Source organism: Sorangium sp. So ce426 (assembly GCF_051475585.1).
In the GTDB taxonomy this organism is placed as follows: domain Bacteria; phylum Myxococcota_A; class Polyangia; order Polyangiales; family Polyangiaceae; genus Sorangium; species Sorangium cellulosum_B.
The window spans coordinates 10,771,439-10,787,134 of the sequence record NZ_CP150341.1; the positions used below are offsets into that span (position 1 = coordinate 10,771,439).

The 15,696-nt window shown below is 73.2% G+C and carries 8 protein-coding genes; 4 read left to right on the plus strand and 4 right to left on the minus strand.

The features are described 5' to 3' along the window. The first annotated feature begins 90 nt into the window (after positions 1 to 90). Genes WMF44_RS40395 through WMF44_RS40405 form a run of 3 tightly spaced genes read left to right on the plus strand, consistent with a single transcriptional unit; the run spans position 91 to position 2,581 of the window. On the plus strand, positions 91 to 1,335 hold the full coding sequence (locus tag WMF44_RS40395) for a hypothetical protein (protein ID WP_437295369.1): 1,245 nt from the start codon (positions 91 to 93) through the stop codon (positions 1,333 to 1,335). Continuing rightward, on the plus strand, positions 1,332 to 2,051 hold the full coding sequence (locus WMF44_RS40400) for a hypothetical protein (RefSeq protein WP_437295370.1): 720 nt from the start codon (positions 1,332 to 1,334) through the stop codon (positions 2,049 to 2,051). Before WMF44_RS40395 ends, WMF44_RS40400 begins: the two co-directional genes overlap by 4 nt. A 2-nt stretch (positions 2,052 to 2,053) precedes the next feature. Further along, a complete protein-coding gene (locus tag WMF44_RS40405; RefSeq protein WP_437295371.1) occupies positions 2,054 to 2,581 on the plus strand; it encodes a hypothetical protein in 528 nt (175 codons plus the stop codon). A 151-nt stretch (positions 2,582 to 2,732) separates the two neighbouring features. Here the strand turns inward: WMF44_RS40405 and WMF44_RS40410 are convergent, their stop codons facing one another. The 3 genes from WMF44_RS40410 to WMF44_RS40420 all read right to left on the minus strand — a co-directional run bounded on the left by WMF44_RS40410 (position 2,733) and on the right by WMF44_RS40420 (position 10,748). Continuing rightward, on the minus strand, positions 2,733 to 5,474 hold the full coding sequence (locus tag WMF44_RS40410; RefSeq protein ID WP_437295372.1) for a hypothetical protein: 2,742 nt from the start codon (positions 5,472 to 5,474) through the stop codon (positions 2,733 to 2,735). Beyond that, complete coding sequence (locus WMF44_RS40415; protein ID WP_437295373.1) at positions 5,471 to 8,920, minus strand: poly-gamma-glutamate biosynthesis protein PgsC/CapC; 3,450 nt, start codon at positions 8,918 to 8,920, stop codon at positions 5,471 to 5,473. Before WMF44_RS40415 ends, WMF44_RS40410 begins: the two co-directional genes overlap by 4 nt. A 70-nt stretch (positions 8,921 to 8,990) precedes the next feature. Further along, positions 8,991 to 10,748 carry a S53 family peptidase gene (locus WMF44_RS40420; RefSeq protein WP_437295374.1) on the minus strand — a complete coding sequence of 586 codons (1,758 nt, stop codon included), beginning with the start codon at positions 10,746 to 10,748 and terminating at the stop codon, positions 8,991 to 8,993. Between the two features lie 506 nt (positions 10,749 to 11,254). On the opposite strand from WMF44_RS40420, the gene WMF44_RS40425 reads away from it, so the two are divergent. After that, the gene (locus WMF44_RS40425; protein WP_437295375.1) at positions 11,255 to 13,747 is read left to right on the plus strand and encodes a hypothetical protein; all 2,493 of its coding nucleotides are present in this window, start codon (positions 11,255 to 11,257) and stop codon (positions 13,745 to 13,747) included. Between the two features lie 25 nt (positions 13,748 to 13,772). On the opposite strand, the gene WMF44_RS40430 is transcribed toward WMF44_RS40425, so the two are convergent. Beyond that, a complete protein-coding gene (locus WMF44_RS40430) occupies positions 13,773 to 15,302 on the minus strand; it encodes a hypothetical protein (protein ID WP_437295376.1) in 1,530 nt (509 codons plus the stop codon). Between the last annotated feature and the right edge of the window lie 394 nt (positions 15,303 to 15,696).

The following is a 15,696-nucleotide window of genomic DNA, read 5'->3' on the forward strand; positions in this document are numbered from 1 at the left end:
TACAGGGGAGCACGTCCGCGTCCGTGCCCCTCGCGGGCTCACGCGCCGCGCATGTGGACGTGCTCGGGAGCAAGCTGCCATACTCCCCAGGTGACCACGCGGCTCGAAAAATTCCGTGAGTACATGGCGCGGTTCAACCCCGCCGGAGATCCGCGCGGCGCGGTCCGCGACGGTCTCTACGTACCGCGACCGGGGCGGTCCACAGCCGACGAGGTCGCCGCGCGGCTGGAGATCGACCCCACCTCGTCGCACCTGATTGTCGGTGGCATCGGCTCGGGCAAGACCACGCAGCTCCTGGTCGCGTGCGACCGCTTGAATCAACTCACGGATACGCGCGCCGAGTACATCGACCTGAGCCTCATCCATGATCTCCAGAGCATGGTACCTGGAACGCTGATCATCGCTGCCGGGCTTGCTGCCCGCCGGCACCTGGAACCCGGGGACGACAAGGTGGCGCTCGAGGCCGGCGAGCAGTTCCGACGCTGGGCCTACGGTCATGATCGTCACGTATGGGTCCCCTTCGACGACGACCCCGGTGAGCCCTATGATCCCTATGATGATGAGCCGGAGCGCGGCTACCACGACATCATTGAAGAGAAGCCGCTCCTGTCCTCGCCGGAGAAGCCGCTCGATTCGTCTGTGGCGGACAAGGCCCAGCGGCTCGCTCAGATCCGCAGCGGCCTCTGCAGGCGCTTCCCATACCTCGTGCTCCTGTTCGACTCACTCGACCGGCTGCCGGACCCGGCGGCGTTCGCGACCGTGGTCGAGCAGGACGTCCGCGCCATCCAGAAGGCCGGCATCGGTATCGTCCTTGTGGGGCCGCTCCGATCCATGTTCGGTCCGCACCGCACGGTCACCGACTACTTTCAGCACTTCTACCCGCAGCACGCGGTCGACGTTCAGCAGGACGAGCGAGGGCGCGCCTTCCTGGTCGACGTCCTTCAAAGGCGAGCGCCGTCGGAGTTGCTCCCCGAACCGGTGTGTCGAAAGCTCGCCGAGCGCTCCGGCGGCGTACTCCGCGATCTCATTTCTCTGGCGCGTTCGGCGGGAGAGGAGGCGTATATGCGCGGCGCGGATCGTGTCGAGGAAGAGCACATCGACGTGATCGCTGACGCCTTCGGGCGCCAGCTGATCTTCGGGCTCAAGCCCTCCGAAATCGAAGTCTTGCAGCGAGTGCGGCAGACGGGGACGTTCGTCCCGACGTCGGACGACGACATGGTACTCCTCATGACCCGCCGCGTGCTGGAGTATCGGAACGGCAGCTCGCGGTTCGTCGTTCAGCCCACACTGGAACCTCTCCTCGAGCAAATGGCCAACCGCCAGGGGGCGGCATGAGCGCTGTCGGGCTCCCGTCGATTCGCCTTGACGAGCTGTGCCGCAGGAACGACGCGGAGCTCGCTCCTGGCGGAATCCGAGCGGTCGTCGTCTCCGAGGGAGATACGCTGTCCCTGGCGCGGCGCATCGCTCACCGTTCCAGGGGGCAGCATCTGGAGGCTTCCCCGGATGCATCCGCGCTCGCGAGGCGTCTGCGCGCGGGCCGAGGCGCGCTGCTCGTCGTCTCCGGGCTGGAGGCGCTCTCGGGTGACGAGTGGAAGCGCCTCGATCTGTTGAGGAGCCGCCTCTCGCGCGAAGGGTCCACCGTCCTTGTCCTCTCGCCGCGCGCCATGGCTCTGCTGGCCAGAGCCGCGCCCAACCTGTCGAGCTTCATCAGTCCACCTCTATGGAACCTGGAAAGCGCCCCTGACGATGCGGCCGAAGAGGACATAGAGGCGGCTCAGCGGTCGTCGACTCATGTCAACGACTCGCCATCGCACTCACGGCAACGCTTGATCCGGCGCCAGTATGAGGAAGCAAGCAAGTTCCCCGGCGAGTTCGTCATCATGATCGGGACGCGAGTGCTCTTTCATTCCACCGATCGGGAGGAGGCGATCCGCAGCTACGAGTCGGTGTTCGAGGAGGTTCCCGGCGGCACGCCAGTCTTTATCGAGCCTGGGATTCGGCTACCCGAACGCGATCCTGTAGTCCGTGGTCGCTCGCCGCGCGGCGCCTGAGCATGGTGATCGTCCAGCGGCAGCCGTTCGGCGTCTCTCGGTTCTTTACGGAGCACCAGGGCCAGCCTCAGGAACATGACCTGGGTCTGGTCGTCCCGATCAGGATCCAGTTCGAGCGGTGGCTCGGGGGCACGCCGCTAGAAGCTGATGTCTTCATCGACTCTGGAGCGGACTGCACGCTGCTGAGCCATCGCTGGCTCGAGGCATGCTGGAGGACCGCGTTGCCTCGCGAAACGCTCCGCTTGCCGCTCATCGGACCTGGGGGCTGGATCCGCGAGAAGGTCTCGATAAGCATCGGCGGCTGCGTGCTTCAGCTCTCACCCTCGCCCCAGCTCGCATGGCAGGTCGGTGGGGCTGAGCGGCCGGAGCTCCGAGAAATGTCAGGCTATGAAGATCTGTTGCTGGGCCGGGATTTCCTCCGGCACTACGAGGTACTCCTCGTGATCGACAGCGAAAACTTCTCGCTCCTGTTACCCGACGACGAGGACAATCGGCGACGGCGCGATCAGGTTCGTCGGGCGCTCGAATAACTCGGGGAAGGAGTGCTCATCGGGCGGGCTCGATCGCCTTCCACCTGGCCTCGGTCAAGAAAGGCCGGCTGCGCGCCTTCTCCGACATCGGTCCCCGACGGTACTGGAACCCCTTGCCGAGCCCCGGCGCCACGCTTCACCCGGACCTTCCTCACGGATCGTCCTCCACCCACAGCCTCGGCCCGTCGTCCCGCCCCGGCGCCTTCTGCCCGACCAGCACCGCCCCCACCCAGACCGCCTTCGCCGGCTCCCTCGTATCGCCCGGCTGCGGCCCCAGCAGCGACAGCCGCACCACCCGCTCCCCCGGCGAAAGGTCGTCGCCCAGCCGGATCACCGCGCGCCCCACCCCGTCCGTGCCGCGCTTCTCCGTCGCCGCCTCCCACAGCGTCGCGCGCGTCAGGTCGCCGCCCCGGCCCGCCAGCACGCCGTCCGGGATCGTCACCCGCCGGAAGAACGCCGCCTCCCGCGACGCCGGCTTCGCCCCCTCGAGCCGGTACCGGATCCGGTAGTCCGCGTTCTCCCCGGGCGTCACAACGAACAGCACCAGGTGCAGCGTCTCGCCCGCCTCCTGCTCGAACTCGTACGTCATCGGCCGGGCGCGCGTCAGCTCGAACACGTCGCGCCGGCGCACGATCGCCCCGCCGTTCGCCGGCGGCGCGTCCGTGTACGCCACCCCCGTCTCGCCCAGCCCCTCGACCTCGACCCGCCGCGCGCCCGCCGGCGCCGCCACCCGCAGCGACCCCGACAGCGCCACGATCGGCTCCTTCAGCGCCACCTCGCCGTCGACGCGCACCGCCACCTCCTTGCCGAGCGACGCGCGCGCGGCCCGGTAGATCACCGACAGCCGCCCCGCCCGCGCCCCCGCCCCGTCCACCCGCACGTCCTTCGCCACGAGCAGCGGCGTCCACGCGTCGCCCGGCGACGGCTCCCCCGCCGACTGCCACGCCGGCATCAGCAGCCGCCGGCGCACAGGCGCGTGCTCCGGGACGAGCACCCGCTCCGGCCGATCCGCGTTCGACCTCCCGCCCTCCCCCGCCCGCTCGATCCGCACCTGCTCGCGCAGATCCGAGAAGCGCTCCTTCCGCTCCAGATCGTCGAGGTTGAACGCGCGGACGTCCGTCCACGTGCTCACGTCGAACGGCGCGTAGCGCCACGTCTCGTCCTCGGCCAGCGTGACCCGGTACGGCAGCCGGTACAGCGTCTCGTTCACGCCCGGCTCGATCGCGCGCAGCCGCAGGCGCGTCCTCGCGTCGCCCGTGATCTCGATCCGCTCCACCCCCGCCGGCGGCCGGAGGATCGCGAGCCGCGGCTCGGACGCGTCGAACCCCTCGTTCCACCACTCGAACCGCGATCGCGGGAGCGTCACCTTGAGCTCGGCCCGCTCCGACGGCCCAGGACCCCACCGCGCCACCACCGTCGCGTCGCCCTGGTTCGCGCCCCCGCTCGCGTCGATCTCCGTCCGGATCAGCAGCCCGAGGAGCTCTTGCCCGGGCGCCATCCGCGCGATCACCGGGTCGCTCGGGTCCAGCGCCAGGTAGCGCACGATCCGCACGTCCGGCGGCGTCTGCAGCCGCGCCGGCGCCGCCTCCGCGCCCGCCGCGGACGGCTCCGCGGCGGCCCCCGGCGGGAGCGCCCCCGGCGCGGCGCCGGGGGCGCCCTCGCCCGCGGGCGAGGGCATCGCCGGGTGGACGATCTCGCCGATCTGCTGCATCGCCTGCGCCTCCGGCGCGCCGAAGCGCACGCCGAAATCCGGGCCGACGCCGTCGATCACCACCGTCCGGATGTCCTCCCGCGGGAGCCGCACCGTGGCCCTCCCGAGCGGGCCGAGCGCGACGCTCGCGGACCCGCTCGCGCCGTCGGCGACCCGCACCGAGCGGCCCGGCGGGCCCTCGATGTCGAGCGACAGCGGGCCGCGGAAGTTCAGCGCGGCCGCGCGGCGCTCGCCGATCACGAACTCGGACGCGCCGCGCCCCTCGGCGCGCGGGTACGGCATCCGGAACCGCCGCAAGAGCAGGCGCGACATCGCGTAGTCGATCCCCTCGCGGCCCCCCGCCTCGAGCCGCCGCGCCCAGCCCCGGAGCAGCTCCTTCCGCGCCGGCTCCGGCAGATCGGCGAAGCCGAGCGCCGACGCCCGGAGCCCGAGCTGCCGCCGCTCCTCCGCGTCGAGGCTCTGCTCGTAGACCGCGCGCGACGCCTCGCTGCGCTGGTAGCGCCCCTCGAGCCGGGACAGGATCGTCAGCTCGCTCGGCGCGCGCGCGCCGTCGCCGCCGTCGCTCCCCGCCGCGGGCTTCGCCCGGAGCCGCACCTGCCCGCCCTGCGGGAGCACGTCGTGCGTGATGAGCAGCGTCGAGCGCGGATCCGTCACCGCGCCCCCGCCGCTCGCGAGCCGCGCCGCGTACTCGCCCTCGCCGAGCGGACGATCCGGATCGCAGCTGACCCGGCTCTCCAGATCGATCGCGTGCCGCGCGACCTCCTCCCCGCGCTCGTTCACGAACGCCGCGACGAACCCGTACGGGTAGCGCCGCGCCGAGTCGCAGGCGTCGGCCCTCACGCTCCCCCAGGTCGTCACCTCCACCGCGTCGATCTCGGCCGGGACCTTGATCACGAGGTCCCGCTCCGGCTCGATGTGGTAGGCGAGGATCTCGTCCTCGGCCGGCAGGGCGCTGCCCAGCGGCGGCGCGCTCGACAGCTGCGAGAGCGCGAACGCCGTCACCCCGAGCAGCGCCATCGCGATCAGCCACCGCGGGTTCAGCGCCCTGCGCGGCGCGCCGTCGCGGGCGCGGAACCCCGCCGTCGCCAGGCGCGCCCGCGACGGCGGCCGCGCCGCGTGGGATCGCGGCGGCGCGGCCGCCTCGTGGCCCGCCGGCGCGCGGCGCTTCGCCGGGGCGGTCACGGGGCCCCCCGCTGCGGCGCCGCCCCGGGCCCGGCCGCCTCGACCCGGAGCGCGCTCGTGCCGACGGTGACCGCGCGCCGCAGCCGCGAACCGCCGGGCACGGCCGCGCCCGGCACCGCGACGAGCGCGCCGTCGATCGGCAGCAGCTGCGCCTCCCCCGGCCGCGCCGCGATGACCCACGGGCGCCCCGTGATCACGTCGCGCCCGATCTCCACATGGCACTGCGCCTCGGGCCGCGGCGCGGCCGGCGCGCTCCCGCGCAGCGCGGCCGCCGCCGCGGCGCGCGCCGCCGCCGCCAGCCCTGCCCGAGGCGCCACCGCCACCGCCGCCCGCGACGCGTCCGACCCGGCCCGCGTCGCGTCCGCCGCCGCCCGCGTCGCGTCCGCCTTCGCCGGCCCCGCCGCCGGCGTCGCCTGCGTCGCGAAGTGCGCCCTCAGGTAATACGGGTTCCGCTCGGTCGTGTAGCGCCGGAAGGGCTCCATCGCAGCGGCAAGATCGCACGCCGCGGTCACACCCCGGGTCGGGCAGAGCTCGTCCCCGCTCGCGCCTGCGCCGGCGCTCCCCGCGCACGACGCGAGCGCCCGAGCGCGCGCGGCCACGTCGAGCGGCTCGGGCGTCACGCCGAGCCGCGCGAGCCGCGCCTCGAGGCGCGTCTCCCCCTGCCCCGGCTCCACGAAGCGCCGGAGCTCGAAGAAGCGCCGGACCGCGCTGCCCAGGTACACGATCGCGAACCGCCCCTCGGCGAACCGCTTCGCGTAGGCCATCGCCATGTCCGTCGCGCCGCTGAACGGCACCTGCTCGCGCGTGCCGTCGAAGATCCCGACGCGCAGCTCGAGATCGCGCAGCGTCTCCAGCAGCGGCCCCGCGAACGTCGGCACGTGCCCCGGCCGCACGACCTCGTACCCGAACGAGACCACCGCGTCCCGCTCGTAGGTCCGATCCGCCTCGATCGCCTGCACCGACAGCGCGTTGCCGCCGTCCCCGACCCAGACCTCGTGCGCCCGCTGGAAGTAGCTGCGCAGCCCCTCGGCGCGCCGCACGTCGGCGGCCCCGCTCGGCTCCGCCGTGGGCACCGCCCCGGCGAGCAGCAGCGACTGCGCCGAGAGCGCGTCGGCGAGCGCGAGCCCCGCGCCGAACGCCCCGATCTGCCACCGCGGCGCGGGCACCTCGACGAGCATCGCGCCCGTCAGCGGCGACCTGACCGCCTCCGTCGAGGCCGGCGCGGGCAAGATGGCGCTCGTCGACGCCGCAGGCGGCGACGCCGACGCATGCGCCAGCACGAGCCACGCCGGGTTCCCGCGCCGCTCCGGGCCGCCCTCGGCCGGCCCGGGCTCCGCGATGCCCCACGCCGCCGGCGCCGCGTCGGTGCCGCCGATGCGCACCTCGCGGAAGCCGAGGCGCCCGAGGATCGCCCGCTCCCACGCGGTCGGCGGCTCCGCGCCGGAAGCGCCGCCGGGGCGCGTCGCGGCCGCGATCAGCCGCGGCGCGACCACGGCGTCGAACAGCCTGAGCTCCTCGAGCGACGGCCGGCGGAAGCGGCCCGGCTGGACCTCCGTCAAGGACACCATCCGCTTCGCGAGCTCCTCCTCCAGCGTCCCGGTCCAGCGCACGGCCTCCGGCGCGCCGAGCGAGCGCGCGCCGACCGCCTCGGCGACCTCGCGCGGCACGTGCAGGCGCGGCGCGTCGCCGAGGGGCGCGGGCGGCTCCGCCGCCGGGCGGAACGTCATCGCCGTCTCGGCGCCGAGCCCCAGGCCGATCGACACGACGGGCAGCCCCGCCGGCGATCCGACCACGCTGAGCTCCGGCCCGTCGCCGCCGCCCGGCTCGACGAGGAGCACCTGGGGGTTCTCCATGGCGTCGATCATCGCGGCCACGAACGCCTCGTCGTGGCGCCGGATCGCCCCGTGGCGCGACAGGAGCACGACCCCCGCCGCGTCGAGCAGCTCCGCGACCCGGAGCGCCACCGCCGGCAGCGCCGAGCCGAGCTCGGTGGGCGCGGCCAGCACCAGCCACTCGGGCGCGGACGTCGGGCTCCGGCCGACGCGCTTGCGGATCGCCGCCCGCGGCGCGCTCGGCGTGTCGTCCGGATCGTCGAACCGCGGGCTCAGCACGTACCACGGCCGCTCGCCGTCGCCCTCCCGCGCCACCGACACCCGCGCGCGCTCCGCCGCGCCGAGCAGCTCGTCCGCCGGCCGCCCGTCGCGCAGCACGCCGCGCGCGAGCCGGTGGGCGATCCGCCGCGACTCGATGTCGGCGGCGATCGCGGCCGCCCTCGGGCGCGGGCCGGGCCGGGGCGCCGTGTCCGCCAGCACGAGCGACAGCGCGGCGCTCTCGATGCGCGGCAGCGGCCTCGCCGCGGCCGCGGGCGGCGGCGGCGCGCCGCCCCAGCCGAGCGCCACGAGCGCGTAACCGACGCCGTTGCCGGCGAGGAACGCGGTGAACGACACCTGGATCGTCGGCATGATCACGATGCCGACGTGCTCCTTGTTCCACATCTTCACGGCGAGCAGGCTCGGGAGCAGGTAACCGAAGCCGAAGTAGTCGACCATCTGCAGCCCCGGCGCGTACCGCACCATGGCGAAGCCGATCGCCATCTTCACGAGGAAGCCGAGCACGTACACGAAGATCATCCGCCGCGGCCCCACGAGCAGCATCCGGGAGAACGGGCGGACCGAGGTGATCCAGCGCGAGAGGTAGAAGACGACGAGCGCCTCGATCGTCGTCGTGAGCAGCTTCGTCGGCTCGTACCACGCCACGGCGAGCAGGCCGGGCACGAGGATGCCGTTGTAGTCCCACCCGTAGCGGACGTTGTTGCGCGCGCCGAGCAGCGCGCCGATGACCAGGATGATGTGGGCCTTCGGCAGCTCGAGGAACTCGAGCGACAGGCTCTCGTTGAGCACCTGGAAGCGCGAGACCGACAGGTTCGTCGTCCGGAGCAGCACGCCGAGCACGAGCGCCGTCAGCGCCGTGACGACCGCGAGCCGCGGCGCCGCGCGCAAGAAGCCGCTGTTCCAGAAGGCGTTCGCGATGAGCGGCACCAGCACGAGCCCGATGCTGTAGAGCTCCCGCGAGTGCACGAAGTCGTAGCGCGCCGAGACCTCGGGCACGACGAAGCCCTCGACGAAGAGCCGCACGATCACCGCGCCGACGATGAACAGGTAGAACCGCTCGCGCCCGAACGCCGTGGACCACGCGCCCGTCCGGGTGATCCAGCGGCCGATCAGCGCCACGAACAGGTACGTCACGATCGACTCCGCGACGATGAACACCGCGGTGACCGGGGCCGCGAAGAACACCGTCGCGAGGTAGCCGGGCACGACGAGCCCCGCGTACGTCCAGCCGAGCGTCTCGGTGAAGAACGTCCCGAAGACGAGGCCGATCAGGACCGCGGTGTGGAGGCTCCGATCGAGCCCGTTCGGTGGAAAGAGCGGCAGGTTCTCGAGCATGCGGCGGGGCGGCGGCGGCGGGGCGGGGCGGCGCGCGCCGCCGCCCGGCGCGGTTGCCGGCGCGGGCGCGCTACGGCAGCGTGGTGGCCAGGCCGATCGCGCTCGGCGCGCCCCAGCCCGTCGGGTAGTCCCAGCCGGGCCCCGCGGCAAAGAACTCCGTCTCACCGCGCACGACGTCGCGGAACGTCGCCTGCACCGCGGGGGTCGTGTAGAGGATCGAGTTGAGGAACCCGGCGCGCGGCAGGCCCTGCGCGGCGCGGTAGCTGTTCACCACGGCGATGAGCCCCGCGAACGCGGGCGCCGAGAACGACGTCCCGCCGTACTTCCGCCACTCGCCGAGGTAGTAGACCCAGTACGGCCTCGGCGAGGTCGCGGCGTGCATGGCGACGTCCGCGACCGCCCGCTTGCCGCCGGATCCCTCGACGACCCCGACCTGCCAGGAGGGGATCGGGAACGAGAGCGTCGGGCCGGAGCCGGAGCCCGGCCAGGCGCGCTCGTCCTCGACCTCGCCGTCCTCGTCGAGCGAGAGCGACGTCCCGCCGACCCCGGTCACGTACGGGCTCGCCGAGGGCGTGTCCGTCTGCGCCGAGTCGCCGGTCGCCGCGACAACGGTGATCCCGAGCGCCGCGGCCATCTGCGCCGAGCGGTGGTACTGGAGCCGCACGGCCGGCGGCTCGGAGTCCTCGCGGTGGGCGAACGAGTCCGTGATGACCGACACCTCGCCGCGGCCGATGGCCTCGTTGAACGTGTAGACCATCGACGTGTTGCGCGCGTCGGGGCCCTGGTAGACCACGAGGTCCGCGCCCGGCGCGAGGCCGCCCGCCCACGACACGTCGAGCGTCGACTCCACGTAGCGCGTCGAGACGGGCTCCATCGTCTGGACGACCAGCGGGTTCGCCCGCGAAACGCCGAGCGCCCGCCAGAACGACTGCAGGTCCTTGTACTTGAAGGTCGCGCCGATCGTGACCCCGAGCTTCACGCCCTCGCCGGTGAACCCGAGCTCGTAGAGCTCGTCGACGTCGTACGCGCCCGCGATCTGCGCGGGGGTCAGCCCCCCCTCGACGCCGGCCGGCGGATCCGGCTCGATCTCCCCGGCCTCGCCCGGGAGCGGCCGGGTGCTCGCCGCGAGATCCGCGGTGATGATGCCGGTCGTGCGCTCGGACACCCACGCCGGCACGGTGAGCTGGCCGAGGGAGCCGTAGACGTCGAAGGGCGGATTCCCCGCCTGAGGGTTCTCTCGCTCGAAGACCCGGAGCTCCGTGTCGAAGGTCTCGTTGAACTGGCTCACCGTGCCGGTGAACTGGATCAGCAGCCGGTTCGCAGCCGTGAAGTTCACCTGCATCCCCTGCTCCTCGAGCCAGAGCTTCACGAGGTGCACGTCGCGCTCCCGCGGCGCGTACGCCGCGATCCACTCGTCCCGCGTGAGGTACTGGCGGAACCGCGGGCCCGCCGGGTCGTAGATCTCGGCGATCCGCTGCTCGAGCAGCCCCGAGTTGCGGATGGGGAAGCCCATCAGCGCGCGGACCACCTCGTCGCCCCCGGCCACGCCCTTGTCGGTGTACACGCCCGGCAGCGGGCTCGGGATGCCGTCGGTGGCCTCGGTGGGCTCACGCTCTTCCTCGGTGAAGTCGGGCAGCTCGTCCGGCAGCTCCTCCCCACCGGCGCCGCCCGCCCCACCGCCGCCGGCCTCGGCCGCGCCGCCGCCGCCGCTCCCGGCGGCGCCGCCGCCGCCGCTCCCGGCCGCGCCGCCCGCGCCGCCGCCGCCTGCGCCGCCGCCGCCCGCGCCGCCGCCCGCGCCCCCGCTGCCCGAAGAATCTGCGATCTGCACGTCCGACTCGCAGCCACAGCTGGAGGCCGAGAAGGCCACGCTGCTGACCAAGCTGAGCAGACCAAGGACGGGCGCGGCACGAAGCACAGGTGAAGCACGGCGCATACTGACCAAGGATTCAAACCCCTTCCGACAGGCCGATCCAGCCGAATCGTCACAGCGCGCTGACGTCGCATCACACGTGCGCCGCCCGCAACACAACGCGCGTCGGCGGAGCGTTGGGAGCACCACGTCGCACCCTGTCGCGAACCGCTTCGCCGCGGAGCCGCGGCACGGGATTCACCGCGGCGCCGCGGCCAGGTCGGAGATCGCGGCGCACCGGAGGACGTGAGAGGCGGGCGCGACGGCTGCGCCTCGGGCCCTGGGGAGCGATCTTCTCGTCGCACAGCCGATGTTTTTGGCGCGGCGGACCCGGGTGGACAATTGTATTGATTCGACCACGATGCGACGCTCAGGCTGCCCGGGGCGTCCCGCGCCCCTCTCGAGGGCCGCGGCCTTCAGCGATTATGGCGAAGACTTACCGTCCGCGGATCCCCAAGCCCTTTCGCATCCCGCGCCCGATGGCCGCGCAGGCGGAGGGGACGCGCTTCGGGTGGCTCACGCCTGACGTGCTCTCGATCGTCGCGGGGGCGCTGATCGCCGCCGTGGCGCCGCTCGATCGGCTCGACTATGTGGCGCGCGGCCTCACCGCGGCCGCGCTCGCCGACGCCGCGCCGTCCGCGCAGGTGCTGCTCGTCACGGCCTCGCCCGAGGCGCTGCGCGAAGGGCTCTGCGAGCGCTCGCTCCCCGGGCTGCTCGAGCGCGGGCGCGCGCGCGGCGCGCTGCTGATCCCCCCGGCCGACGCGTTCTGCGGCGGCGCCGCGAGCCGCGCCGGCGCCATGAGCGCCGCGAGCGCCGCGGGCGCCGCGCCGATCGTCCGGATGCCGCCCGAGCTGCTCCGCCTGAGCGCCGGCGATGTCGTCGGCTTCTTCCCGCTCGCGGCGGGGGAGCGCGCGCCGGAGCTCGGCGCGCTCGGCGTCTCGGCGGCGCCCTGGGTGCTCAAGAAGGCCCCGCAGAGCGTCCCGGCGGTCAGCCTGCGCGATCTCGCGGACGGCCAGGTCCCCGCGAGCGCGCTCGAGGGCCGCGTCGCCGTTGTCGCGGCGGGCGCCGGCGGCGTTGCGCCCCAGGCGGTCGCGACGTCGGCGCTGCCGCCGGCGAGGGGCGTCGCCGCGGTGCTCGGCGGGCTGCTCGACGGCGGCCGGCGCGCCTCGGCGCCGGCGTGGGTGCCGGCGCTGTTCGTGCTGCTCGCGGGCGGGCTCGTGTGGATCGCGCGCCGCCGCTACGGGAGCCTGGTCGCCACGGCCGCGCTGTTCCTCGGCGTGTTCGCGCTCGCGGCGGGGCAGGGCGTGCTCGCCGCGCGGGCCGAGGCGAGCCTCATCGCGCTGCCGAGCGCCCTGTTCGGCCTCGCGGTCGCGTTCGCGGGGGTCATGATCGTGCGCGGGCTCGTCGTCCAGCGCTCCGTCGATCGCGCCGCGGAGCTCATCCAGCGCGCCGCGCTGTTCCGCATGCAGGGCGTCCACACGCTGCCGGACGAGGAGTTCTGGCCGCGCGTGGCGCGCCTCGCGGAGCAGGCGCACCCGGCCGATCTCGTGCTCGTCGCGGAGCTGCCCGCGGGGAGCTGGCACCTCCGGTTCTGGAACGACAGGCAGGGCGGCGGCGAGAGCTTCGTCGCCGAGCTCCGCCGCGACGTCCGCCGCCCCCCGTACAGCAGCGAGCAGGGCGTGCCGGCGATCCGCCTCTCGCGCCGGTTCCTGGCGAAGCAGGACATGCCGGCGGTCGTGGTCCCGCTCATCGCGTTCGGCGAGATCGAGGGGTACGTGTTCTTCTGCGGCCCGGTCGCCGAGCAGACGTTCTCGCGCGAGCCGGAGCGGGCCGAGCACGTCGGCCGCGAGCTCGCGCTGCTCCTGCGCAGGAAGCGCCTCGCGCGCACGGCGCAGGGCGGCGCGGGCGAGGCGCGCGGCGGCGGCTCGCCGGAGGACGATCTTGTCGAGGGCGCGCGCGTCGCGCTCGACGACCTCCAGCTCTTCGGCTCGATGCTGCGCAGCGCGCCGGTCGGGCTGCTGTACGCGGACGCCTTCGGCGACGTCCGCTTCGTCGCGCCGGAGTTCGCGAAGTGGCTGCGGGCGCGCGACGTCACGGTGCCCGCGGAGAGCGCGAGCGCCGCGCTCCCGCCCGGCTCGCTCACGCTGGGCGACGTCCTCGGCGCCACGTCCGCGAGCGACGCCGCCGTGTCGCTCTCCAGCGTGATGGCGAGCGACGACGGCATCGAGCTGAGCGTCAGCGCGCCCGAGCCGGCCGTGCTCTCGGTGCGCCCGCTGCGGCGCGAGTCCGACGGCTCCTCGTGGATCGCGGGCTACGTCGCCGCGCTGATCCCCGTCCAGCAGGCGGCCCCCGTGTCCGACAACGTGCGGCCGCTCGCGGTGCGCGACGCCGCCGATCCGCTCTGCGCCTTCCAGCTCGGCGACGTCGTGGCCGATGCCGTCGCGAGCGCCGCCCGCGCGACGGGCCGGGCCGTGCGGCTCGAGCCCATCCGCGGCGCCACCCACGCCCTCGGCCACCGCGGCGAGCTCGGGCAGGTGCTCGAGGCGTTCCTCACCGACGTCGCGGGCCGCGGGCTCCCTGGCCACGGCCCCGTTGTGTCGGTGCGCGAGGCGCCCCAGGGCGTGCAGCTGTCGATCCTCGACGTCGGCTTCGGCCTGGGGCTGCCGGAGTCCGCGCTCCAGCGCGTGCTCACCGCCCCGGGCTCCGCGCCGGCCGGTCTAGAGCCGCTCGGCCGGCTGATCGTGGCGGTCGAGGACAGCCACGGTCACGCCGAGCTCAAGACCAACGACGGCTGGGGCATCACGCTCACCGTGACGCTCCTCAGGGCGCACCCGCGCGCGTTCGTCTCCGCCAACGAGGGCGGCAAGCCGGCCGCGCAGCAGAACGTCATCGCGATCGGCAGGGCGGGGCCGAAGTAGGCGCGGGCGCCGGGGCGTTCCGTGATCAGGTCGCGGGCACGACGGTGATCTCGCCGGTCGTGTAGAGCGCCGAGGTGTCCCAGGCGAGGCCTGGGGCGAGCGGCACGGCGATGTTCACGGCGGCGAACGTCCCCGCGAGGTCACCGCCCCAGCCCAGCAGGGCGATGGTGTCCCCGACCTGAAGCGACACGGAGCCGTCGGCCGGCACCACCTCCAGCGCCCCATCGACGAGGAGGTCCCCGTCGACGTCGAGAAGCGGCGAGGGGCTCGCTCCCCCGACGACGATCCTCAGGGTGGCCCCCGGCCCCTGGCTGTAGCTGCCGACGATGGCCGTCGCCGGGTGAGCCTCTCCGACCGAGAGCTCGCCCGACTGCGTGTTGGCGAGATCGCCCACGAAGCTGCCGGTTTCGAGGCGCCCGCCGGCAAAGTCGAGGTCGCCCTCCTCGACCTCCATGGCGCCCGCGACGAGGTCGCCGTCCTCGAGGCGCACGGAGGGCCCCAGGTAGGGATAGAGGCCGACGGCCCTCGGCGCGGTCCGGAGGAGGCCGTCGATGCTCACGAAGGCGTCCTTGCCGACCACGATCGACGGCGACCGATTGCCGCTGGCAAAGACGGTGACGTCGCCGCTGTTGAGCCATGACGCGTAGACGTCATTCACCTTGATGAAGGCCCCGCCGAGCTCGGAGTGGATCTCGGTATCTTCCGTCACGAGGGTCCCGTACGCCCCGATGGTGAGCTCGCCATTCCCTTGCACCGTCCCCACGCGAAAGAGCCCCTGGTTGGTCCACGTACCACCCCAACCGCGCACGCTGGCCGCGGGGCGCCTCAGCGCGTCTCGGTAGCCGATCCTGGCATTGATCGTGGAGACCTCGGCCCGGTCGATGTCCAGCGTGCCCAGGCTGTACATCCCCACGACGAACTCTCCTGTGCTCACCCACTTCGTCCCGGAGCCTGCCGCGGTCACCTGGCCGTTGCAGCTCGAGCAGCCCGACGCACCGCCGATGTAGACATTGTTCGAGAAGAAGCTCGCCCCTTGCTTGAGCTCGACGCTGCCCTGCGCCCTGAGGCCGACGTACGTATCCCCCAGGCTCGTCACGGTGGCGTCATACCCTTCGACGCGCAGGACCCCATGGTTCTGCGAGGATCGGTCGCCCACCACCAGATCCTCGGTGAGCACCTCGGCGCCGCTCTGGACGAGGAGCAGCCCCTGACAATCATCGCCGCTGACGCAGATCTGGATGGGTCCGCTGTTGGTCCACTTCGAGCCGTACCCGATGACCTGAACCGTGCCGCTGCGATCATTTCCTAACAATGCGCCCGCGCTGAACAGCTGCCCGCCGCTCGCGACGATCACCTCCCCGCTGTTGAAGGTGGGCTCCCAGGGGTTGCTCGCGCCGCCCACGCGGAGGGTGCCCGAGCCCAGATCCCACGGGTCGCTCGGGTTTCCGGGCGACACATCCCCCGCGATGGTCACGTAGGCGTGAGCTGTTCCCGCCGTGCCCAGCGACGCAGCCGCGAGCAGGGTCGATAGAGCATATCGAATGTGCTTGTCCATAGATCGTACCCTCCGCCAATGGTCCAATGGCCATGAGAGCCCACCATCGCCCTGATGCCCCCGCGACACGGGAGCGTCATGCGCGCGCGGTCCCCCACGATTAACTCTATAGGTGGGTCAGTCGACCATGGCAACACAATTTAGTAATTTAGTTGCATCTGGTCGTTTGTACATTGGCGTGCATTGGCGTGCATTGGCGTGCATTGGCGTGCATTGGCGTGCATTGGTGTGCATTGGCGCATTTTGGTCCGGACGAGATGGTCCAGGCCGCAGGGAGCAGGCCGCGAGGCTTCGCGGCTCCCACCGTCGGGAACCGCAGAATCAAGCGCGGCTGGATTCCGAGCGACCGGTCCAATGGTCATGAGAGTCCGCCGTCGCCCTGATAACCCCGCGA

What these genes read in the sequence shown, in the direction of transcription:
- WMF44_RS40405 (WP_437295371.1), top strand. Translation starts at nt 2,054, where the DNA reads ATGGTGATCGTCCAGCGGCAGCCGTTCGGCGTCTCTCGGTTCTTTACG.
- WMF44_RS40430 (WP_437295376.1), bottom strand. Translation starts at nt 15,302, where the DNA reads ATGGACAAGCACATTCGATATGCTCTATCGACCCTGCTCGCGGCTGCG.
- WMF44_RS40425 (WP_437295375.1), top strand. Translation starts at nt 11,255, where the DNA reads ATGGCGAAGACTTACCGTCCGCGGATCCCCAAGCCCTTTCGCATCCCG.
- WMF44_RS40415 (WP_437295373.1), bottom strand. Translation starts at nt 8,920, where the DNA reads ATGCTCGAGAACCTGCCGCTCTTTCCACCGAACGGGCTCGATCGGAGC.
- WMF44_RS40400 (WP_437295370.1), top strand. Translation starts at nt 1,332, where the DNA reads ATGAGCGCTGTCGGGCTCCCGTCGATTCGCCTTGACGAGCTGTGCCGC.